Source organism: Gallintestinimicrobium propionicum, from assembly GCF_025567525.1.
Classification (GTDB): domain Bacteria; phylum Bacillota; class Clostridia; order Lachnospirales; family Lachnospiraceae; genus Gallintestinimicrobium; species Gallintestinimicrobium propionicum.
In genome coordinates, this window is record NZ_JAOQJY010000011.1 from 90,011 (window position 1) to 113,209 (window position 23,199).

Below are 23,199 nucleotides of genomic sequence, written 5' to 3' on the forward strand. Positions count from 1 at the left end.
CACATGAAAATCAAAGAGTCAAGAGGCCGTAAAATATTTAAAGCTTTTAACTACACATTCCTGGCCCTGCTGGGAATTGCAACCTTCTATCCCTTCTGGTATGTGCTGATCGCTTCCTTTAATACAGGACGTGACTTCATGCGAGGCGGCGTGTGGATCTGGCCGAGAGCCTTCACACTGGAGAACTACCAGATGGCATTTGAGGATCCGACCATCGGAACCTCCCTGCTGATCTCTGTTTCGGCAACCATCTTATCGATCGTTTTAGGATTGATCGTTACCGCACTTGCTGCCTATGCGCTGAGCATCAAGACGCTGCCAGGAAAAACCTTCATGAACTTCTTCTGGTACTTTACAACGATCTTTGGCGGCGGCATGGTTCCTTACTACATGGTGCTGCGTGACCTGAAACTGACCAGCAGCTTCTGGCTGTATGTCATTCCTGGATTATATAGCTTTTACAACTTTGTTTTGCTGAGAAGTAACTTTGCAACGATTCCGGGAGAATTAAGAGAATCCGCACAGTTGGACGGTGCAAATGACTGGACCATCCTGAGCAGGATTTATCTTCCTCTTTCCAAGCCGATCCTGGCAACTCTGACATTGTTCATCGGTGTCGGCAAGTGGAATGACTGGTTCACAGGTGCTTACTATCAGAGTAAAGCAGCTCTGTATCCGGCAGCTACCGTATTACAGAAGATTTTAAGCGAAGCAACTGCTTCCAGCCAGATCAAGGCAGGACAGGAAACACAGCTTGGTAATGTAACAAGCTTTACCTCCCAGTCTCTGCAGATGGCATTCGTAATGATCCTGACGATGCCCATCGTTGTGATCTATCCGTTCTTACAGAAATATTATGTAAAGGGCGTTATGGTAGGATCCGTCAAGGGCTGATGCCTGAGACAAAAACGGCGACAGCTGTTATTCATGACAATGGAATGCTTGCAGAGCGTACATTCTATTGTTACAACTTGAAACATACGGCAATGCAGGACGGGGGTTCATGCAGCCGTTTGTCAATAAAAAAGGAGGACATAAGTATGAAGAGAAAGGCATTAGCACTGGTGCTGACCGCAGCAATGGCGGCTACAGCATTGGCAGGCTGCGGAAGCAGCGCAGACACTGGTTCTGCATCCACAACACCCGCTGCATCGGAGGATACAGCAAAGGATGACACAGCTGCGGCTGACACCGAAGAAGACGGTGACTATTACGTAGACGAGGACGGAAACAAGTATAAGAAGTTTGACGATGTTCAGCTGAAGATGCTGGTATGCTGGAACGGCGGCTTCAACACTGCTGACGATCAGTATAACAACGAGGTTGCAGCTGCAATTCGTGACAAGATCGGCGTTACCGTAGAATTTGAAGGAATCATGATGAGTGAAGATGAGAAGCTGAACATGATGTTCGCTTCCGGCGATATGCCCGATATGATCAATGCGCCTTACTGGGGGGGCAGCTCCGGTTCGACTGGGATCATCAAAAAGGCTGGCGCAGAAGGCCGTCTGATTGATATCAAAGACATGCTTCCCAACTATCCTAATATCTCTGATGCATGGGATGTAGGTGTTATCAGCCAGAAATATCTGGAAAATGATATCGACGATCCTTCCTTCAATGGTGCAAGATACGTTCTGCCTACCGAGGTTGCAGGTGATGTAGAAGATATCGCAATGTGGAACTACGGTGTATTCGTTCGTGGCGACGTTCCGGAAGCTCTGGGTATCGATCCTACTTCCATCAAGACCACGGAAGAGCTGCTGGACTTCATGCAGAAAGCAAAGGACTATGGCTTTAAGGATGTAAACGGCAACGATTGTATCGTTGCTACCACCTTCCATAACGGCTGGTCCTATGATAACTACTTACAGAGCTACAATGAGAAGAAGCTGACTGGCTACTCACTGGATGCTGACGGAAACGTAACTTATGATAAGTTAAGCGAAAACTATGTAAACAAGAATCTGGTTGTATGGAAGATGGTTCATGACGGACTGTTGGACAAAGAGTGCTTCACAACAACGGATGATGCTGCAAAAGAAAAAGTCGGCAACGGTACTGCACTGTTTACCTGCGCACAGTATGGTGTAACCATCGATGCAACCAAGCAGAGCGGTCTGTATGACAGCAATCCTGAAATGCGCTACACATGGGTTGGACCTCTGAACTACTCTGACGGTTCTGCACAGGTTCAGGTTGAATCCGAAGGTAGAAGCGGATCTCCTGCTATCATCTTCCCTACCACCTGCACCAACATCGATGCTGCTATGACATGGCTGGACTATGTAAACAGCAAAGAAGGCACAAAGCTGATCTGCTACGGCTTCGAAGGCGATACCTACGAGCTGAATGCAGATGGACAGCCTCGTATGACTGCTGAACTGGCCGAGCGTTATGCAACCGATTCTGATTCTGTTACCAAAGAACTGCGTCAGAGAGGTATCGGCTACATGGCAGGCAGAAGCTATGTTGCAAAGAAGAACGCCAAGTGGTTTGGCGAGTCCGCTCCTTTCGAAGCTGATGCTGAGAACGAGTACATCACCGCTTATAAGAAAGTTCATCCTGTAGAAATCCTTAAGGGTTATGCTATCGATGCTATGGCTCCTGGATATGAGAACTACTCCGACTTCTCCGAATGGGCATTCGATGATGTAAAAGAAAAAGAATACACTGAGCGTGCATTCTTCGCTGATACCGAAGAAGAAGCAAGACAGATCATTCTTGACTATCAGGAATACTTAAAGACAAACAATGGCGGTGAGATGGAGAAATTCCTGGACTACATGACCGAACAGTCTAAGACCAGAGATGACTTCGCTTACTAAGGCAGAATTCAACTTATCAATGGAGACAGATTACAATATAAAATACAGAGTATAACAGGTAACGTTCTCTGAGAAATAAGGGATCAGGGCGGGAAACGGAACTTAATGCAAGGAAGGATTTCATTGGATTAAGGGAAGCTTCCCGCCCTTTTTTTTCATCGTATAGGAAACTTCGTTTCCATACGATAAAAACGCTCCGCGAGGATGCGCACTCGGCGCAAGGGTAGATGGTTGCTGAAGCAACCGCGCCTCGGCGCGAGAATGTGCCAAGGCACATTCTTTTTATTCATACAGATCATACAGAATCACATTCCGGCTGGGGACCGGATAAATGGGAGGGTATATAAATGGCTTATATCAGATCGAAAAAAGAGGAATTGACAGGCTATCAGGCAAGCGGGGAGATCCGGCCTTCGGTAGACCTTGGCTGTGACTTTATCATGGTGTACGGAATCGATCCGACAATGCCGGAGAGAATCCGTCAGTACAGAGAAAAGGGCTATGTCATCCATCTGATGACCGGTATCGCATGGGGCGAATATCAGGAATATCTGGACGGCAAGTGGGATGGCAGAAAGCACTGGGATGAAGGTCAGGTGGACAGAAACGGCAAAGACGTGATCCATAACCCGACGGTACCCTATATGGTTCCGACGGTTTCCTTTTCGGAATATCTGACAGATCGTCTGAAGGTTGCCGTAGATGCCGGCGTGGAAGCAATCCATGTGGAAGAGCCGGAGTTCTGGGATAAGAGCGGTTACTCAGAAGCGTTCAAGAGAGAATATGAAATTTATTACAAAGAACCCTGGAAGCCTCAGCATGAAAGTCTGGATGCACAGTATAAGTGTGCAAGATTGAAGGCTTATTTATATAAGAGAACCATCGACCGCGTGAGTGCGGCGCTGAAGGAATACGCAAAGGTAACCTATCAGAAGGATCTGCGCTTCTATGTTCCAACGCACAGTCTGTTAAACTACACTCAGTGGAAGATCATGAGCCCGGAGGCTGAGCTGATCAGTATTCCGACGGTAGATGGCTACATCGCGCAGATCTGGACCGGTACGAGCCGTGAAGCGAACGTTTACGAGGGTGTATACAAAGAGCGTACCTTTGAAACGGCATATCTGGAGTATGGTGTGATGCAGGAGCTGGTAAAGGGCACCGGCCGCCGGATGTGGTTTTTAAATGACCCCATCGAAGACCTTCCCTCCTATACCTGGGAGAATTACGAATACAACTACAGAAGAACCGCAGTGGCATCCCTGCTGCATCCGCATATCTGGCATTATGAGATCTGCCCGTGGCCTCACCGCGTATTTGACGGACGTTACCCAAGATTCCAGCCCAGAATTGCAGAAAAGATTGAAACAAGCTTCGAGACCGACCAGTCCAAGCCGATCCCTCAGAGCTATTCCACGCTGCTGTCCGGCATGTTCCAGCTTTTCGGTGACATGGAGCAGAGCGATATCCTCTTTGAGGGAGGTACAGACGGGGTAGGCGTATTTATGTCCGACAGCGGACTGTTTCAGAGAACCTTCCCGGACGGTATCGTGGACGGCGAAGAGCTGGGCGACCGTTTCAGAGCTGCAATGCACAAAAACTCCGGTAATCCTGTGGATGAAGAAGCAGCTGCCAGGCTGATGAAGGAGATCGGGGAAAAGGATTCCCTGATGTACGACTTTATTCAGAGCGCAGCATTCCCGAACTTTTTCGGCGTGGCAATGCCCCTTGTAAAATACGGTCTGCCGATCCATCCGGTTCAGTTGGACAACGTGCGTCGTTTTGCCGGATATCTGGAGGATTACAAGTGTCTCGTACTGAGCTATGAATATATGAAACCCGATGCACCGGACGTAAACGCAGCCGTTGTTTCCTGGATCAGAGAGGGCGGCACGCTGATCTATGTCGGCGATGGCAGTGACCCGTTCCATAAGATCGACGCATGGTGGGGACAGAGAGGCTATGCAAATCCTGCAGAGCATCTGTTCGAGCTGGCTGGACTGGGGAGAGATCCCAAGGAAGGCGTACATGAAGTTGGCGCCGGCAAGATCGTTGTCTGGAAGGAGCTTCCTGCAAGAATCTGCTTAAGTAAAGAGCTGGCAGATCAGTACCGCAGCCTGGTTCAGAAGACGCTGGCAGATACCGGCATCACCTGGACCTACAGAAACGACCTGACCCTCCATCGCGGACCTTATGTGATTTCTTCCGTTATGGCAGAGAGCGTAAGCGACGAGAAGAAGGTATTTACAGGCGTTTATGCGGATCTGATGACAAACGATTATGCAATTATCCATGAAAAAGATGTTGCACCGGATGATGTAACCCTGCTGTTTGATTTTTCCAAAATCGAAGGCGAAGATTTCCGTATTGTCGGAACCTCTGCCCGCGTAGAAGAAGGCGAGACAACAGAAAACGGTGTAATGCTGAGACTCAAAACCGCAGATAAGATCAAGGCATTCACCAGAGTGCGCCTGCCCAAGCAGCCCACAGACATCAAGGCAATTGACGAAGACGGCGAAGCTGTTGTTCTGGAAAGCTCCTGGGATGAGGAGACAAAGACTCTGCTTGTATCTTATCAGAGCGTATCCAAGGAAGTGTGTGTAACAGGAAAATGGGCATAAAAGCGAATATTTTTAATATTCAGCATCTCAGCGTCCATGACGGGCCCGGCGTGCGGACTGTAGTTTTTTTCAAGGGCTGCAGCCTGCACTGCCGTTGGTGCCACAATCCGGAATCCATCCATGCCGCAAAGGAAATTTTACTCTATCCGGACCGCTGCATTGGCTGTATGGCATGCCGGGAGGTCTGTCCGGTGGGGGCGCAGGTCTTTGACGAGACGGGACACTGGATCGACAGAAGCAAATGTATCCATTGCTTCAAATGCTGTGAGGAATGCTATGCGGATGCATTGGTCAGCGTCGGAGAATGGCGGGATACGGACAGTATCTTAAAAGAGATTCTCGAAAATAAGGGATATTTCGACCAGTCAAAGGGCGGCGTGACATTTTCCGGGGGAGAATGTATGCTGCAGCCGGATGCCCTGACGGAGCTGTTAAAGGGCTGTCAGGCGGCAGGCGTACACACCGCGGTGGATACTGCCGGAAATGTCCCATGGGAATCCTTTGAACAGGTGCTGCCCTATACGGATCTGTTTTTATACGACATCAAGGCAATGGATGCCGATGTCCACAAAGCCTGTACCGGAGTGGAGAACGGACGGATTCTGGAAAACTTTACAAGGCTTGCCGACCGGGGCGAAAACATCTTCGTCCGTTATCCCTACATTCCGGGTATGAACGATGATCAGGTGGAAAAGATCGCAGAGTTTTTACACCGGTGGCAGCAGATCGAAGCAGAGCTTCTGCCGTACCACAAGCTGGGAAATTCCAAGTACAGGGCACTGGAGGCACAGAACGTGTTTGAGGGGACCGTTCCGCTAAAGGACGAGGTGGAAATGCTGAAAAAGAAGTATGGATTCCAGTGATTCGATTAGAAAGGGAAGTATATGAATACGGAGAAGACGAAGGTATCGCCGTTATACCTGCAGCTGATTGAGGGAATGCATCGGGATAAGCTAAAGATCAACGATGCAAAGCTTGCACGGCATGGGTCGATTGATATCGATGACCACGGATTTATTGATTTTCCGGAATTTACTTTTGAGCCGGAAACCTGCGAGGACGGTCTGGTACACGGTTGTGTATGTATCGGGCGAAATTTCAGACGTTTCTTAAATGAAATGCCGAAATATATCAATCCCAACAGCGCGCTGGCATGCTGCTGGGTGGGCACATTCGACCGGTTTGCACCGTTTGGAATTGCGGATGAGGACAAACCCCACGAGCTGGATGAGACCATCAAAAAGTACCGCATCACACAGGCGGGCTTCGGCGGTATGAACCATCTGTGCCCGGACATGGAGATCGGTTTAAGAGAGGGCTGGAAGGGACTTCTGGAAAAGATTCGTTATTACAGAAAGAAAAACAATCCGCCGGATCCTGATTTTTATGAGGGAGAGGAGCAGCTTGTGCTGGGGATCCTGGAGTGGGTAAAGGCGCATCAGGTTTATGCGCAGGAGCTGGCTGCAAAGGAAAGTGATCCGTTTTTGAGAGACAATTATCTGGCGATTGCAAAGGTAAACGGTGAGCTGTGCGAGCACGAGCCCCGCACCTTCCGGGAAGCAGTGCAGTTTTTAGCACATTTCCAGGCGGTGGATCGCACGTTTTATGCAGGCGGTGCGCTGGGGGCACTGGATACGCTTCTGGAAGAATATTTTGAACGGGATATCGAAAGCGGTATCCTGACGGAAGAAGAGGCAGTCTGGATGATTGCCAGCCTGTTCTTTAACGATACGCATTACACCCAGATCGGCGGACTGACGCCGGCAGGAGACCGGGAAGTGACGAGCCGCCTGTCGTTCCTGATTCTGGATGCAATGCACCTGTTAAAGATCCCGACCAACTTAGGTATTCGCGTCCATGCGCCCATTGCAGGACAGGGACCGGAGCCGGAAATTCTGTTAAAAAGGTCGGTAGAATATACGATAGAGGATGGCTACGGTGTATGCTACTCGCTGGAAAAAGGCATCAGCGAGGGGTTTTCCAAAAACGGCTTTCCAGTAGAGCTGGGACGGATGCGTGTCAAATGCGGCTGCAACTGGGTGGCGATCCCCGGACGGGAATATCCGCTGCAGGATGTAACCCGCGTGAACATGGCGGTTGCCCTGCACTATGGGTTAAAGGATCTGCAGGCGCAGGAAACACGCGACCTGGATCTGCTCTGGGAGCGCTTCACTTATCATTTGCAAGCGATGGTGGAATGTGTCAAGGCTGGCTATGACAAGCATTATGAAGTCATGCAGAGAAACCGCCCGGAAATCGTGCTGAATCTGTCCATGCACGGCCCGATCGAACGGGGCTTAAACTGCTCCAACGGCGGCGTGGACATTCTGGATCTGAATATCGACGGCATTGCGTTGGCCACCGTAGCGGATTCGTTTGCGGCGATCGAACAGCGTGTTGTAGAAGAAAAGAAGCTAACCTGGGATCGACTCTTCGAACTGCTGGATACCAACTATGAGGGCGCAGAGAGAGAACGCCTGATGCTCAAAAACATCCGCCGTTTCGGTTCTCCCGGCTCCCGCGCCCAGGACTGGGCAGTACGCATCCGGGACTATTATGTAGCACTGTGCAAGGGCTCTCCGACCAGGAAGCATCATCTGATGATCGTTCCCGGACTGTTCTCCCACGGCGATGTTTATGCCTATGGAAAGACGCTGGAGGCAACGCCCAACGGCCGCTTTGCCGGAGATGCGATTTCCCATTCTTCCGAACCGGACCCCGGATTTGCAAGAGGTGTGGATACGTTCTCCCCTGTTTTAAAGGCAAATGCGGTAGCACTGACACAGGCGGGCTACGGCAACTCTGCTCCGCTGCATCTGGATATCGACACCGGACTGATTCAGCATTCCGGCGGTGTGGACGCCCTCGTTGCACTGATCCATGCGCATGAGCAGGCAGGCGGTACGCTGATCAATATGAACTGCGTATCCAAAGAAAAACTGTTAAAAGCACACGAAGACCCGAAAGCTTATCCGGATCTGGTTGTGCGTGTCACAGGATATTCGGCATTCTTCGCGTCGCTGTCCAAAGAATACAGGCAGCAGATCGTAGACCGTTTCCTGGACGAATAAAATCAGGAACTGCCGGGCGGCGGAAATTTCGCATCCGCCGTCCGGATATCCATAGAACAACAGAATGCTATCTGTTGTCATAAAAAAGAGGAGGATACAAGTTATGACACTCGCAGAAAAATTTACCCGGCTCAAGACCTCCGTTGGCGGCAACCGGGAAAAAATGCACTTTGAGGACACCTTCGGCATGCCGAAGGAGGAGCAGGCGCACATCACCCGCCCCGGCCGCGCGAACGCAAGAATCCTTGCAGAGCTGGAATTTGCCCTTCATTTATCCGAGGCAGAAAACGGCAAATACGACGCTGCTTTGGAGGAAGCGCTGGATTATCTGCTGGAAAAACAGCAGACCGAGGGCGTACTGACCGATCAGGCCTGTGAAGAGGCAGAGGAAATCCTTGAGCCGATCGCAGAGGAAGCAAAATCCTATGAGCTGATCCTGGCAGCCCATGCGCATATTGACATGAACTGGATGTGGAGCTTCAACGAAACCGTTTCCATCGTTCTTGCAACCTTCCGTTCGATTTTAAATATCATGGATCAGTATCCGGAGTTCTGCTTCTCCCAGTCCCAGGCTTCTGTATACAAAATCGTGGAAGAATATGATCCGGAGCTGATGGAGCGCATCAAAGCCCGCATTGCAGAGGGACGCTGGGAAGTAACCGCCTCTGCATGGGTAGAGACAGACAAGAACATGCCCTCCGGCGAGTCTCTGCTGCGTCATATCCAGTACACGAGAGAATATCTGTCCAAGGTTTGGGGCGTAAAGGATTTTGATCTGGATTTCTCCCCCGATACCTTCGGGCACAGCGCAAACGTGCCGGAAATCGATCAGTTCGGCGGCGTAAAATATTTCTACCATTGCAGAGGAAATGCCCGCCGTGACGTGCTGTACCGTTATCAGGCTCCATCCGGAAAAGAAGTCCTTACCTACCGCGAGCCCAACTGGTATAACGGAGCGATCACACCGCAGATTGGTGCAGGATTTATGGAAATCGTGAAAAAGAGCAGCGGCTTAAAGACCGGTCTGGTGGTGTACGGTGTGGGTGACCATGGCGGCGGACCTACCAGACGCGACGTAGAGCGTGCACTGGAAATGCAGACCTGGAAAATTTATCCGAAGATCCGTTTCGGCACCTTCCGCGACTACTTCCATGAAGCAGAAAAAATCCGGGAAAAGCTGCCTGTTGTAAACGAAGAACTAAACTACTTTGCAAACGGCTGCTACACCACCCAGAGCCGCATCAAGAGAGGCAATCGCCGTTTGGAGGCTGCGTTCTACGATGCAGAAGCGATGAGCGCACTGGCTGGACAGAAGGTTGCCTTCCCGTATGCGAAGGAAAAGCTGACCAAGGCATGGGAGGATGTATTATTTACCCATTTCCACGACATCCTGACCGGCTCCTGCGTACAGGATTCCAGAGAGCATGCAATGGGACTGTTCCAGACCTCTATGGCAACTGCCAACACCCAGATCACAAACGCAATGCGCGTGATCGCAGAAAAGATCGATACATCCTCGATTCCGGTCGATATCGATGCATACAACAGCCAGTCTGAAGGCGCAGGCGTAGGCTACGGCATTGAAAACTTTGTGGGGGTGCCCAGCACCGAAAGAGGCAGCGGCAGAACCCGTATTTTCCATCTGTTCAACAGCCTGTCCCATGCACGCCGTGAGGTTGCAGAGCTGACCGTTTGGGACTGGACCGGAGATCTGCGCCGACTGGCAATGCGCGATGCAGACGGAAACGACATTCCGTTCCAGCTGGTTGACCACGAGCTGCAGCAGTACTGGGATCACAAATATATCCGCGTTTTAGTAGATCAGGAGGTTCCTGCCCTCGGCTATACCACTGTTGTGCTGTATGAAAAGGGATTGGATTCCTATCCGGTTTACTTACAGACAAATGAGCAGGTAACCCGCTGCTATGACGATGTTGTTCTGGAAAATGAGCAGACCATCGTTACCATCAGCGCAGAGACCGGACGCATCAAATCCCTGGTGGATAAGACGACCGGACAGGAGCTGATCGGCGAAGGAAAAGAAGCCGGACTTGTGTATCAGGAAACAGAATGCAAGACCTCCAGCGCATGGAACATCGGCAGAGCGATCAAAAACGTGCCGGTGGATCGTTGCGTAGAACTGAGCAGAGCTGTGATCGGAGAACTCAGAAGCAGTGTAACCGCACACTTTACCGTAGAAAATTCTACCGCAGAGGTGACCTATGTTCTGGAAAAAGACCAGCCGCTGGTTCGCGTAGAGCTGAAGGTAGACTGGAAAGAAATCGGCAAAGACATCATTCCGGTTCTGACCTGGCAGACGCCTCTGTCCTATCAGACCGATGCCTTCCGTTATGACGTGCCCGCAGGCAGCACTGTCCGCAGAGGTATCAACAACGATGTTCCCGGACTGCGCTATGGCATGGCGCTTCGCATGGACGGCAGCTCCGCAATCCTCGTTTCCGACAGCAAATACGGCTATCGCGGACAGAAGGAGAGCCTGAACCTGACACTGATCAACAGCTCCGTAAGCCCCGATCCTTATCCGGAACGCGGCATCCACACCATTACCCTTTGGGTTGGCGCAGCGAGCGGAGATGCGAAGGAAGCGGAAGATATCGCAACCGGCTGCAACCATAAGATCTTCTACCAGCCCACCAACTGCCACCACGGCGAGCTGCCTCTGGAGGACAGCCTGGTATCCGTTGCTTCCGACAGCGCGGTGATCACAGCAGTACAGCCTACCACAGACGGCTGCGTTCTGGTTCGCGGCTGCGAGACCTCCGGTGAGCGTTCTGCAGTGAAGTTAAGCTTCGGTACAGAAGTCAAAGCAGCACAGGCAGTTGACCTGTTCGAGGAAACAAAAGACAATGCCGTAGAAACAGACGGCAGCACCGTAACCGTGGAAGTAGATGGCAACGCACTGTTTGCGGTGAAGGTTCGGTTGTAAAAATATATAAAGGATTATCTGCGGCAATATTAATTTATTGCCGCAGGAAATAAATTTTAATTCATGACAATAGAATGCTCGCAAATTTTGCAAAAGTGCATTTGGGGGGAGAAAAAAATATGTACAGAATAGCGATTTGTGACGACGACCTGGTATTTGGAAGTCTGCTGGAGCAGTATTTACAGAATTTTGCAAAGACCCGTAGGATTCCAATAGATGTTTTAGTGTTTGCACGAGGGGAAGAATATCTGGAGTTCCTGATTGAAGAATTTCCAGTTGATCTGATATTTTTAGATATTCAATTTGAAAAGGGGCTAGATGGGGTACAAATCGGAAAAGAGTTACGCGCTGATATTAAAAATGAAATGACACAAATTATTTATATTTCAGGAATAGAAAGCTATGCAATGCAGTTGTTTCAGAATAGACCAATGGATTTTTTGGTAAAGCCAGTGAAGCAGGAACGGGTTGATCATATCATGGAAGAATATCTTCGGCTTTTTGGCAATAGAAACAAACAGTATTTTGATTATAATGTAGGAAAAACTCATTATAGACTTTTAGAAGATGAAATTATTTATTTCCAATGTATGGGACGGAAAATTCAGATGTTTACAAAAAATGAGGAGGAAGTAGAATTTTATGGACAAATAAATGAGGTGAAAAGGCAGATAAGTGAAGATAAATTTTGGCATATACATAAATCCTATTTAGTCAACAAAAATTATATTGCTTTTTTCCAAGCATCTCAAATGTATTTAACGAATGGAGTCGAATTGCCGATCAGCAGGAGTTACAAGGAGGAAGTACAAAAAAGATTGTTAAATGAAAAGCCTGGGAAAAGATAATAATGGAAATTTACGAAACAATATTCAGATTTTTATACAATATATTGAGTGTGTATGTTGGATATCGTACGATAGAGTTATTTCTTGTAAGCAAAAAAATAAAATGGGGAAAAAAGTTTTGTCTCTATTTCATCGTATGGTTGATAAATTCATTGTTGTATGTATTCTCTACAGGAATTATTGTTGTTAGAATCTCGATTATAATAGGATATCTTTGCTTTGCCTTTATATTATATGAAGGAAGTTGGAAAATGAAAATTCTTGCAACAGTTGGAGCATTTGCGCTTGGTCTTATTTCCGAAGATGTTGTATGGATATTTTCCAATCTGATCGGAAAGCCAATTGAAGAAGAAGCTATGGGGTGTTTGTGCTCTGGAATATTTGCGTTACTTCTACTTTTATTACTTGAAAGATTAAAAGTTTTTACAAAGAGAGCGAGTATTCCTGCTAGTGGATGTTGGAATCTGATTTTGTTGTTTTTGGGAAGTGTTTTTTTGGCAGAGATTGTAACAGAAAGAATTGAATCGTATGAGTGGACGATGATATCCTTGGAACTTATTTGTATGATTAATCTTGGAACTTATCATATTTATCACAAAGTAGTGGAAAATTATGAAGAACGAATTGAAAAAGCGGAAATTTTACAGGAAAACAGGATGTATTTGAAGCAGTTAGAAATACTACAGCAGTCACGACAGAATATTAGAATTTTAAGACATGATTTAAAAAATCATTTGCAATTGATTTCTTCCTATCTTGAAAAAGGTGAGTACGAAAAAGCAGCTGATTATATCGAGAGCATGGAAGAACTCCAGAGCGTAAAGGGCGAGTACGTTAAGACCGGTAATGTAGCTGTTGACAGTATCTTAAATTATAAATTGGAGGTAATAGAAAAGCAAACAGGATGTAAGCCGCAACTTCAAATTGATATTCCATGTGAGTCTATGATATCAGAGGCTGATTTAAATATTGTTCTTGGAAACCTTTTGGATAATGCAGGGGAGGCATTGCAGAAATCTGACGAAAAACATTTGGATATACGTTTAAAATATGAACGAGGAATTTTATATTTAAGCATATATAATAGTTTTGATGGAGTTGTATATAAAAGTTCAAATAGTAAGTTTAAGACAAGAAAGCGGGATGATGTAAAACATGGATATGGACTGCAGAGCGTAGAAAGGGTTGTGAAAAAATATAGTGGGATAATGAGAATAACATGCAATGAACATTTGTTCTGTGTAGATTTGTTTTTTTATGTATAAAGATATAAAATGCCGTCAGGATATAGATTCTGTTATATCCTGGCGGTATTTGTGTTTGTGAAAATATTATACGATATACAAAATAACCAGTTTTTACATGAAACTGGTTATTTTTTACATGTTGAAAAAATAAGAGAAAATAAGTGATATAATGCAAAATAGATAAAAAAAGAAAGAAGAGGATAGAAAAAATGAACAAATTTGAAAAATATATTTGTAAATATTTTTATAAAATTGTATTATTCGCTGCAATTGTATCTGCGAATGTTACATGTCTTGGCAGATATTATCAGGAGGAAGTGGATGAACAACTAGATGGGCTTCGTAGATACAAAGATTGAAGAAGTATGCGTGAGAGAACTTGATCGATTTGGTTATGTTACTTCATCGAATCATAAAATTATTGAAAGTGGCGTTAAACGCGTTATACATTTAATAGAAGATTTTTCTTTAGTACTGGTTGTTGGATTTTTGATGAAAAGTGTAGTGGCTGGAATAATAATGGAGATTGTATATTTTCCATTGCGTATTTATGCAGGCGGATATCATGCGAGTCGAGAGGCGGTTTGCAAAATCTTAACTTACGGGAGTATTGTTATAGGTTTAGGAATTATAAGTTATGTTTATATTCCTAAAAAGGAGGAAAATATGGCGTATAATACGATAAATTTACGGCATGAGGCAACATTTAAGACATGTATATATAAAAACGTATATTGGGTGCCTTTTCATACTTTGGGGGAAAGTAGGTATCAAAATGAAGAATTGGAAGAAATGAATGAAAAGACCCCTTTTATATTTGGTACTGAAATTCATTTAAATGTATATGAAGCAATTCAACTATATCAAATGGTACGGCATTTTGAAGAATCTAATGATATTATAATTAAAGAATTTGAGCAAGTGCCATGGCAATTACATAAATCTGGAAAATATGCATACGAAACAAATCATGGATGTTGTGCAAGTTCAGCCGCGTGGTTAAATTATGTGGTAGGAGATTTGTATTCTGAGAAGGGATATTTTCAATGGATTCGACCGGATGGAAGTGGTCATGTCATAAATTATTTTTATGTAAACGATCAATATTATTTGGTTGATATGTCAGCTTTAACGGAAAAAAATGCGAAATATTCACCTATAGAAACGGGGAAAAAAGCGGATTATGTTAATTCGAAGTTTAGTTCAGGGGCTTGCATACAGGTAAAAGAGTTAGAAGATTTTATAAATTATCACAGAAAAATTTTTTTGTGGAAAGGGTATGAATTTAATTATTTAAAAAAGAAGAATATGAATACAATACCGCCGTGTTATTCATATCATGAAAAGAATTTATTAATTTATTTAGAACTTGGAAATAGTCAAGTTTTAACAATGAAAGATTTTAGTTACGAAAGTAGAAAATATAAAAAGCAAATGCGAATACCTATCGAATATACAGATGAATATAATTAGAAAGGTGTAATAATATGATAAATATAAAAACTAAAGAATCTCAGTTGGAATTGGATATTGGATTTTATGATCATTATTTCCATGCGGACGAGTTATCGTGTATTGATCAGCCGATAGCAGCTTGTGCGGATTTATTTTTTAAATCGGCTTATTTTTTTTATAGTTTATACATTATCTGGTCAGAAAATTGGTATTATCCGCTAAAAACGGAGTTTTTGGAAAGCCGTCAACAAATTCTTTCTAAAATAGGACTAAAAATTGATTTTAAAATGTTAAAAGAGTCAGAAAATTTTTTGTTTTTAAAAACTATAAAAAAATATATTGATTTAAGAAAACCAGTAATATTATATTTACATAGAGCATCCATAATTTATGATCAAGTATATGGTGATATCGCTTATGATTCAATACATGGAATAATGGTAACAGGATATAATATGGATCATCCAACGATCTGTCTTAGAGATGCTGCACATATAGAAAATAGTGGAGCAAAATATGAAGGAAGTGGATATGGATTGTTTCGAATATGGTTAAAAGAGGAATTGCTTAAAAATATGTGGATGGATTCTTATAATTTATATCCGGAGGATGAGTTTACGGGTAAAATTGTAACGATAAATAAGATAGATAATAGTCTTTGTAATATAAATCTAAAATCAGGATTTCAAGATATTATAGAAAATGGTTCGATTCGTCGGGATAAATTTCTTGAATGGATGAAAAATAATGAAGATGCTATTTATTTATTAGGAGAAGATGATGTTTCCAGACAAATAAGAAGAAATTATATTTTGCCGAGAGAGGCTTTTTTTAAGATTTTGAATAAATGTTGTAATGAAATTGGGAAATATGATGAAGAATGCAAAAAGATTGAAAACGATTACATAATATCATTGGAAACGGTATTTAATAGATTATGTATTAATGCTAAAAAAGGGAAGATAAATGAAAAAGGTACATTAAAAACCTATATTGAAAAGATAGAGCAAATGAATTATCAGTTAGAACAATTTATAAAAAAAGTTGTTTACTCTTTTTAAAATTGCATTTTAATTTATATTTAGCAGGTAAAGTATGTTATAATTTAGATAACAAAACAGGAGGGTATAAATTACCTGTTTTAGTAAGGGGGACTGCACAAATGAAACAAGGGGAAACTGGCATGTCGTTTCGGCATGCTCCGGGGAAGCTTCTGGTAATTGGAAGATTCCTTGAAAAAATCGTATCCGCATTGCTGCCGTTTCTGACAATGCTGGTCAGCGCGCGGTTTATCGACCTGGTGTTAAATCAGCGGATGGAGGAGGCGATCCGCGACGCCTGCCTGTTGGGAGCTTTGATCCTGTGCCAGCGGCTGGGCGGAAATCTGGATACCTGGATGCGGATTCACCAGCGGAAAGTGCTCTTTCCGTATCTGGACGAGCGGATGATCGGGAAAATTTCGCGGATTCCGTATGGATTTCTGGAGAATACGGAGATTCAGGACGCGCTGGAGCGGGTATCGAAGGACCCGGAGGAAGTGCTAAACGGAGTCCTGGAAAGCGGTTTTTCGATGGTCTGCTTCCTGATTTCCAACGGCTGTCTGGTCGTGTGGCTGATTACGCAGGCTCCGGTCTGGATTTCGCCGGTCATCGTGGTGCTGCTGGTCGGCTTCGGGTTCTTTGCAGTAAAAGGCGGGCAGAAGCAGTATGAGGCGAAAAAAGAGGTCACGCTTGGAAAGCGGAAAGCGGCTTACGCGGAAGAAATTCTGGGGAACCGCGACGCGGCAAATGAACGAGTTCTGTTCGGGTTTGGCGATTGGGTCAATGGGATTTTCTTAAAAGAAAGACAGATCGCAAGGCTGCGGGAGCGGAAAGCGAGACGCTGGTGGTTCATCGGCATGAACATGGGCGGATTTCTGGCGATCGCGCTGTCGATTCTGGTGATCTTTGCGCTGATTTTCCCGGTTGTGCAGGGCAATACTTCCGTCGGTGTTTTCGTTTCGCTGGTGGCGTCCTTTATGGCAATGGCGCAGAACCTGACCTGGCAGTTGCCGGGAATGCTCAAGGAGATGGAGCAGGGCAGACAGCTGTTGGGCGACATGAAACGTATTTTGGAGCTGCCGGAATATGAGGAAAAACCGGACAGTAGCGCAGCGCTTTCGTTTGAGTCGCTGGAATTTTCCCACGTTTCGTTCCACTATCCGAACACCGAAGCGATGGTGTTAAAGGATATGTGCTTTCGGATCGAAAAGGGACACCATTACGCGTTCGTTGGGCGCAACGGCTGTGGCAAATCGACGATTGTAAAGCTGATTTTACGGTTGTATGAGCCGGATTCCGGAGAAATTTTGTTAAACGGGGAAAAGATCGAGACATTCTCAAGGGAACAGGTCTGGAAGCTGTTCGGCGTGCTGTTTCAGGATTATGCGAAGTATCCGGTCTCGGTAGCGGATAATATCGCGCCCGGCGCGGATGCAGGGCAGCGGGCAAAAATTGCCAAAGCGGCGGAAACCTCCGAGCTGGACAATGTGCTGGAAAAGCTGCCGCAGGGCATGGACACGGTACTCGGGAAAATCGCGGAGGATGGCGTGGATGTGTCCGGCGGCGAGTGGCAGCGGATTGCGATGGCGCGCCTGTATTATCAGGATGCAGAGCTGAAAATCCTGGACGAGCCAACCGCGGCGATCGATCCGGTACGGGAGCAGCAGATTTACCAGAAGTTTTTGAAGCTGTATCAGTATACAACAACGATTATGATTACGCACCGATTGGGCGCCACATCTTTGTGCGACTGGATTATTGCGATTGAGGACGGAAAGGCGATGGAGCAGGGATCCCATGAAGACCTGATGGCACAAAACGGCATCTATTGCGAAATGTACGAAACGCAGAGGAGGTGGTATCTGTGAAAAAAAGAAGCTTTTTTCATACCGTGCGCGTCATGTTCCCGATGGCGTTCCATGCAGCGCCGCTGCGGTTTATTCTGATCAATGTGCTGGGCATTTCGCAGTCAGTCGTGATGGGCGCAAATACCTTGCTGCTTTCGAATTTTGTGAATGAGCTGATCGCTTCTGTTGGAAAGGGACGGTTTGAGGCAGCGCTGATCGCCGCGACAGCTTTTTATGTGTGTGGGATTATCGGCTACCAGCTGTTGAATACGCTGTTTAACTATGCGCTGACGGAATTTCTGGAAATCTGTGACGAGACGTATCGTTATGAATTTAACGAGAAAATTTCGAAGCTTTTCCCGCTGGCATTCGAGCAGAACGAGTCGCTGGATGAAATCCAGAAGGCGCAGGCTGGGCGGGACGATGCGAATGTTTTCATGTTCCATATGATCGGCATCATCGACATGGTTCCGCCGTATCTGGTATTTTTTGCGATTTATGCGGCATCCCTGAACCCGGTGCTGCTGTTATGTATCGTGATTTCGTTTGTGCCGTCCATCGTGACACTGTACATGCAGAGAAATATTTTTTATAGCTATGAAGATACGGCAGCGCCGGTCAGACGGAAATATCAGGGCTACCGGAAGTGCCTGACAGACCTTGCATTTATCAAGGAGACGAGGGTGCTGCGCGCTGTGCCGTTTTTCTTTGGAAAGATGAAAACCGAACAGAAGCAGCTGTGTGGAAAAGAGGCGGCAGTCCGTACAAAGGCGAACGGGCTGGATGCCATCAACCAGACGGTCGGGATGATTGGGTATCTGGGCGCGGTGCTGATTTTAGTGGTGAGCGTTTTAAAGGGAAGCATCTCGGTCGGTGCATTTGCGGCAGTATACTATGCGTTAAATTCGTTATTTGACATGGTATTTGCACTGGTCTGTGGATTTCTTGGAAGTGCAGTAGGCAGTCTGCCGGCGGTGGAGAACTATGTGGCATTCCTGGAAAAAGATCCGGACAGGAGTTGGAAGGACGTGCCGCGGATGGGGAAGGCGATGCAGTTTTCGGATGTTTCGTTTACCTATCCCAGCGCAAAGGAGCCTTCGATTGAGCATTTGAACCTGACGATTCCGGAAAAAGAGCACCTGGCGATTGTCGGGGAGAACGGAGCGGGAAAATCGACGTTGGCAAAACTGATTCTGGGGCTGTACCCACCGACACAAGGGGCTGTGACAGTGGAGGATGGAGCAGTGACGCAGCCGTGCGGCGCGGAACAGGGAACCACGCAGGACGGCTGTATCGGGCGCTCTGCCGTGTTCCAGAATTACATGAGATACCAGATGACGCTGCAGGACAATGTGACGATCAGCGACCCGAAAAAGAATGCGCCGGTAAAACCGCTGCTGGAGCGAACGGGCTTAAAGCCGGAAGCAGTTGCGCAGTGCAGCGAACTGATGCTGTCGCGGGAGTTTGAGGGAATCGACCTGTCCGGAGGGCTCTGGCAGCAGGTGGCGATTGCGAGGGGACAGTACCGGGAGCATGACCTGATTGTGCTGGACGAACCGACTGCGGCGATCGACCCGGTGGAAGAAAGCGCTGTGTATGAGAAATTTTTACAGATGGTAAAGGGAAAAACAGCGGTGATCGTAACACACCGGCTCGCTTCTGCACGCCTGGCTGACCGGATTTTGGTGATGGAAAAAGGACGGATTGCCGAAGCCGGAACGCATGAAGAGTTGCTTGCGGCAGGCGGACTTTACAGCCGGATGTGGAAAGCACAGGCGGAGAATTACGTTGTTTAACAGAGGGGGAAGGTATCATGAAGCAGTTTTCCTACATGCTCCATACGATATTTCACTACGCGCCAGGGGAGTCGGCGGCGTATCTTGCGGTGGAAATTATGTCCTGTCTGATCTCGTTTCTGCAGCTGATTTTGCTGCAGAGCGTGGTGGACAGCTTTTTACAGAACAGCCTTGGCAGTGGAATCTGGCAAGGCGTTTTGTTCCTGGGAATTTATTTTCTTTTTCAGGTGTTGATTCAGAACGGAAAAGAACGGCTGCAGTTTGGTCTTGAGAAAAAAGTGACGCTTGCGCTGGGAACGCATATCGCTGAGACGGTTCATTCATTGGATTATCCGCATTTTGAGAGTGAGACGATGTACGATCTCGTGGAGAAAATCTCGGACAAGCCTTATGAGCATTTCTGGAAGGCGTTTTATTCGTTTTCGAAAGTCATTGGAATTTTGCTGCAGCTGATTGCCGTATTCGGATATTTGTTGTATCTGTCCGGTGGCGGTGTAGGCGTTAGCGTCGTTTTGATCGTGTTGATTTTCTATTTTGACTACAAAATCATGGTAACGAGCGACGCGCTGGAAAATGAGCGGATTCCGGAAGAGAGACGAATGAAATATTACCTGAATCTCTTTTATGATAAAAAGTATCTGTATGAAATCAAAATCATGCAGACAAAGAATTTCTTTATGAAACGGATCGAACAGCACATGGATAAGGTGTATAAAAAAAGGCTCGAAATCAGTCTGCACACGCAGAAGTATTATGGGATTTCCTGCCTGTTTCTGAGCCTCTGGACGATCTGGATTTTTGCCTTTACAGGCTTACAGGTGTATCAGGGCGCGCTGTCGGCAGGCGTATTTTTGGCATGCGTGAAGATGATTGATATGGTGAGCGGACTGTCCGGCGATTTTTCGGAGGAATACGTCGAATGCGGAGAAGAGGTTCAGAAGCTTGGCTATCTGAAAAAGCTGGAGGGAATGCAGCATGGAGAATGAAATTTTGTTTGAAAATGTCTCTTTTTCATATGATGGAAAAGAGGTGTTTCGCAATCTGAATGTGCGGATTCCGTCCGACCGGCATGTGGCGCTGGTGGGCGAAAACGGCGCGGGAAAGTCAACGTTTATCAAGCTGCTTTTGGGACTTTATGAGCCGAAACAGGGAAGCATTCTTGTCGATGGAAGGCCCGTAAAAGACAGAACGCCGAAGGAAAGAAAACGGCTGTTTGCGGCGGCATTTCAGGATTTTTACCGTTATCCGTTATCGGTAAAAGAGAATCTTTCCATGTGCCAGAACGGCGAAAAGACGACGGCAGATTATATCGCTGCGCTGGAAATGGTCGGTCTGGAAACTCTGAAAGATAAACTGGATTATAAAATTGGAAAATACGGGGAAAATTCCACGGATTTATCGGATGGACAATGGCAGAAAATCGCGTTGGCGAGAGTGCTTCTGTCCGATGCAAAAATGTTTCTTCTGGACGAGCCGACGGCGTCGATGGACCCGATCGGGGAATCGAAGCTGTACGAGGATATGATGAATGTCATGAAGGATCGCGGCGTCATTATCGTAACGCACCGGCTGGCGCTGGCAAAGACCGTCGATCTGATTGCGGTCATGCGGGATGGGGGAATCGTCGGGCTTGGAAGCCACGAAGAGCTGATGGAAAACAATGCATATTACAGGCAGCTGTACGATGCGCAGAGTGAGTGGTATCGGTAAATCTACGTTGGGCGCACACCGGGAAAGCTAAGATATGTCGAAAAGTGCATGCCTGAAAAAGGGTTATAGATATGGAAAAGAAAAATAAATTCAGGGACTACCGCATGGTCGGTCTGTCTGTCAAAGCGGTCGTAAGCGCTGTGCCGGTTGCGGCGGTTTATGTGATGGCGTACCTGTTTTTGTCCTCGTTATCGGGAGCTGTTACGGGACTTTTGCTGGAAAAGCTGACCAATGCGGTTTTGTTAAAAGAACAAGTTTATATTGTATACATTGTAGTGTATGTCAGTTTTTTTGTGTTGCTGCAGCTGGCAGGCTTCGCGTATGCGATTGCGATGAACACTTTTGTATTTGAAAAGGTTTCGGACGAGCTAAACCGCAGGCTGGCGGATGCGATGGTTCGGATCGAATATTTTGATCTGGAAAAGAAGGAAAAGCTGGACGCAATTTATCGGGCACGGGAGTGTATCGAGGATGAGCGGATTCCTGGCTGTTTTATGCAGACAGTGATGCTTGCAGGCACGATCGTCGCGCTGGTCAGCTCGTTTTTTGTTGCTGGCAGCTGGAACATGATGATTCCGGTGATTCTGGTGCTGTTTTTCCTTCCGGAAATGCTGATTCGGAAAAAAGCGGTGAAAGCGGAACAGACGGAAAAAGAGAAAACCGTGACGCTGGAGCGGGAAAAAGAGGATTTGTGGGCATCATTTTTCCGAAAAGAGGCGGCAAAGGAAATCAAGGTGTTCCAGACCGGCAATTGGCTCATTGAGCTCTGGCGGGAAAAGAGCGTGCACCTGCTTTTTCGGGAATGGCGCATCAAAAAGACGGCGATCGATCGTCTGATGTGGGCGCAGCTTTTGCGTGTCGTAGGGCTGCTTGCATGCTTTGGACTGCTCTCGGCGGCATGTCTGGAGCAGAAAATCCTGGCGGGCGCACTGGCAGGTGCGCTGTCGCTGCTCCCGGCGATTCAGGAAACGCTGTCGGAGCTTGGGGAACGCAGCTGGAATCTGCAGAAAAGTCTGCCGTATACGGAGTGCTACTTCAACATCACAGAGGGCAGCAGGAAGAAAAAGAGTGCGGTGCTGACACTCAATGACCGGATTGTGGGAACGGATGTGGTGTTTACTTACGATGGGGAGCAGGGACGCAACGTTTTAGATGGCGTATCCTTCGAAATTCGCCGTGGGCAAAAAGTCGCTCTGGTTGGTGAAAACGGCGCCGGCAAGACCACTCTCATAAAATGCCTGCTGGGTCTGTATCCTTTAAAGAGCGGCAGCATTAGCTACGACAAAGTTTTGGTGAGCGCGGAGCGAGACTGCGACTACAGCAATATTTCCGTGATGCCGCACGAGTTTGGGCGATACTGCCTGACGGTTGCGGAGAACATCGGCTTTGACGATGCAGACAGTGTGCACCCGGAGAAACTTTCGCTGGAAAACTGGTTCCTCGGAAAAGAATATGGCGGGCAGGAGCTGTCTGGCGGACAATGGCAGCGCGTAGCATTATATCGTTGTTTGCATAAGGACGCGGAATTCTATGTGCTGGATGAACCGACCGCGTATCTTGACCCATCCCACGAGGCAGAGGCAGTGGCTGAAATCCTGGAACAATTGAAGGATAAAACCGTGTTGATTATTACGCACCGAATCGGAATCTGCCGCCTGATGGATCAGGTCATCGTCATGGACAAAAATCATAAAATTGCCGGAACAGGAAGTCATGAAGAACTGTCCCAAACGTGCCCGGTGTATCAGAAGCTGTACGAAAGCCAGGCAGAGCGGTATCGTTAAAGTGG

The 23,199-nt window shown here is 46.7% G+C and carries 16 protein-coding genes; all 16 read left to right on the top strand.

Annotated elements, in window-relative coordinates:
• The first annotated feature begins 3 nt into the window (after positions 1–3).
• The 16 genes from OCV62_RS09720 (at position 4) to OCV62_RS09795 (ending at position 23,194) form a co-directional block, all read left to right on the top strand.
• The gene (locus OCV62_RS09720) at positions 4–894 is read left to right on the top strand and encodes a carbohydrate ABC transporter permease (protein WP_262586382.1); all 891 of its coding nucleotides are present in this window, start codon (positions 4–6) and stop codon (positions 892–894) included.
• Between the two features lie 146 nt (positions 895–1,040).
• On the top strand, positions 1,041–2,828 hold the full coding sequence (locus tag OCV62_RS09725) for a type 2 periplasmic-binding domain-containing protein (RefSeq protein WP_262586384.1): 1,788 nt from the start codon (positions 1,041–1,043) through the stop codon (positions 2,826–2,828).
• Positions 2,829–3,175: 347 nt separating this feature from the next.
• Entirely contained in the window at positions 3,176–5,449 is a 2,274-nt protein-coding gene (locus OCV62_RS09730; RefSeq protein ID WP_262586385.1) for a hypothetical protein, read from the top strand.
• Complete coding sequence (locus OCV62_RS09735) at positions 5,440–6,312, top strand: glycyl-radical enzyme activating protein (protein ID WP_262586387.1); 873 nt, start codon at positions 5,440–5,442, stop codon at positions 6,310–6,312. Before OCV62_RS09730 ends, OCV62_RS09735 begins: the two co-directional genes overlap by 10 nt.
• A 21-nt stretch (positions 6,313–6,333) precedes the next feature.
• Complete coding sequence (locus OCV62_RS09740) at positions 6,334–8,520, top strand: pyruvate formate lyase family protein (RefSeq protein WP_262586389.1); 2,187 nt, start codon at positions 6,334–6,336, stop codon at positions 8,518–8,520.
• A gap of 103 nt (positions 8,521–8,623) precedes the next feature.
• Positions 8,624–11,467 (top strand): alpha-mannosidase, encoded by a 2,844-nt coding sequence (locus tag OCV62_RS09745; protein ID WP_262586390.1) that lies wholly within the window; start codon positions 8,624–8,626, stop codon positions 11,465–11,467.
• A 119-nt stretch (positions 11,468–11,586) separates the two neighbouring features.
• Positions 11,587–12,315 (top strand): LytR/AlgR family response regulator transcription factor, encoded by a 729-nt coding sequence (locus OCV62_RS09750; RefSeq protein ID WP_262586392.1) that lies wholly within the window; start codon positions 11,587–11,589, stop codon positions 12,313–12,315.
• Between the two features lie 2 nt (positions 12,316–12,317).
• A complete protein-coding gene (locus OCV62_RS09755; RefSeq protein ID WP_262586395.1) occupies positions 12,318–13,580 on the top strand; it encodes a sensor histidine kinase in 1,263 nt (420 codons plus the stop codon).
• Positions 13,581–13,771: 191 nt separating this feature from the next.
• On the top strand, positions 13,772–13,921 hold the full coding sequence (locus tag OCV62_RS09760) for a cyclic lactone autoinducer peptide (RefSeq protein WP_262586397.1): 150 nt from the start codon (positions 13,772–13,774) through the stop codon (positions 13,919–13,921).
• Positions 13,922–13,931: 10 nt separating this feature from the next.
• A complete protein-coding gene (locus OCV62_RS09765; protein ID WP_262586399.1) occupies positions 13,932–15,035 on the top strand; it encodes an accessory gene regulator B family protein in 1,104 nt (367 codons plus the stop codon).
• A 14-nt stretch (positions 15,036–15,049) separates the two neighbouring features.
• Positions 15,050–16,078: a hypothetical protein gene (locus tag OCV62_RS09770; protein WP_262586401.1), complete on the top strand. Its 1,029-nt coding sequence runs from the start codon at positions 15,050–15,052 to the stop codon at positions 16,076–16,078.
• A gap of 101 nt (positions 16,079–16,179) precedes the next feature.
• Positions 16,180–17,925 (top strand): ABC transporter ATP-binding protein, encoded by a 1,746-nt coding sequence (locus OCV62_RS09775; protein WP_262586402.1) that lies wholly within the window; start codon positions 16,180–16,182, stop codon positions 17,923–17,925.
• Entirely contained in the window at positions 17,922–19,700 is a 1,779-nt protein-coding gene (locus OCV62_RS09780; protein ID WP_262586404.1) for an ABC transporter ATP-binding protein, read from the top strand. The genes OCV62_RS09775 and OCV62_RS09780 overlap by 4 nt, the downstream gene beginning before the upstream one ends.
• A gap of 17 nt (positions 19,701–19,717) precedes the next feature.
• Positions 19,718–20,686 carry an ABC transporter ATP-binding protein gene (locus tag OCV62_RS09785; RefSeq protein ID WP_262586406.1) on the top strand — a complete coding sequence of 323 codons (969 nt, stop codon included), beginning with the start codon at positions 19,718–19,720 and terminating at the stop codon, positions 20,684–20,686.
• Positions 20,676–21,410 (top strand): ATP-binding cassette domain-containing protein, encoded by a 735-nt coding sequence (locus OCV62_RS09790; RefSeq protein ID WP_262586408.1) that lies wholly within the window; start codon positions 20,676–20,678, stop codon positions 21,408–21,410. The genes OCV62_RS09785 and OCV62_RS09790 overlap by 11 nt, the downstream gene beginning before the upstream one ends.
• Before the next feature lie 71 nt (positions 21,411–21,481).
• Positions 21,482–23,194 carry an ATP-binding cassette domain-containing protein gene (locus OCV62_RS09795; protein WP_262586410.1) on the top strand — a complete coding sequence of 571 codons (1,713 nt, stop codon included), beginning with the start codon at positions 21,482–21,484 and terminating at the stop codon, positions 23,192–23,194.
• Positions 23,195–23,199 lie beyond the last annotated feature (5 nt).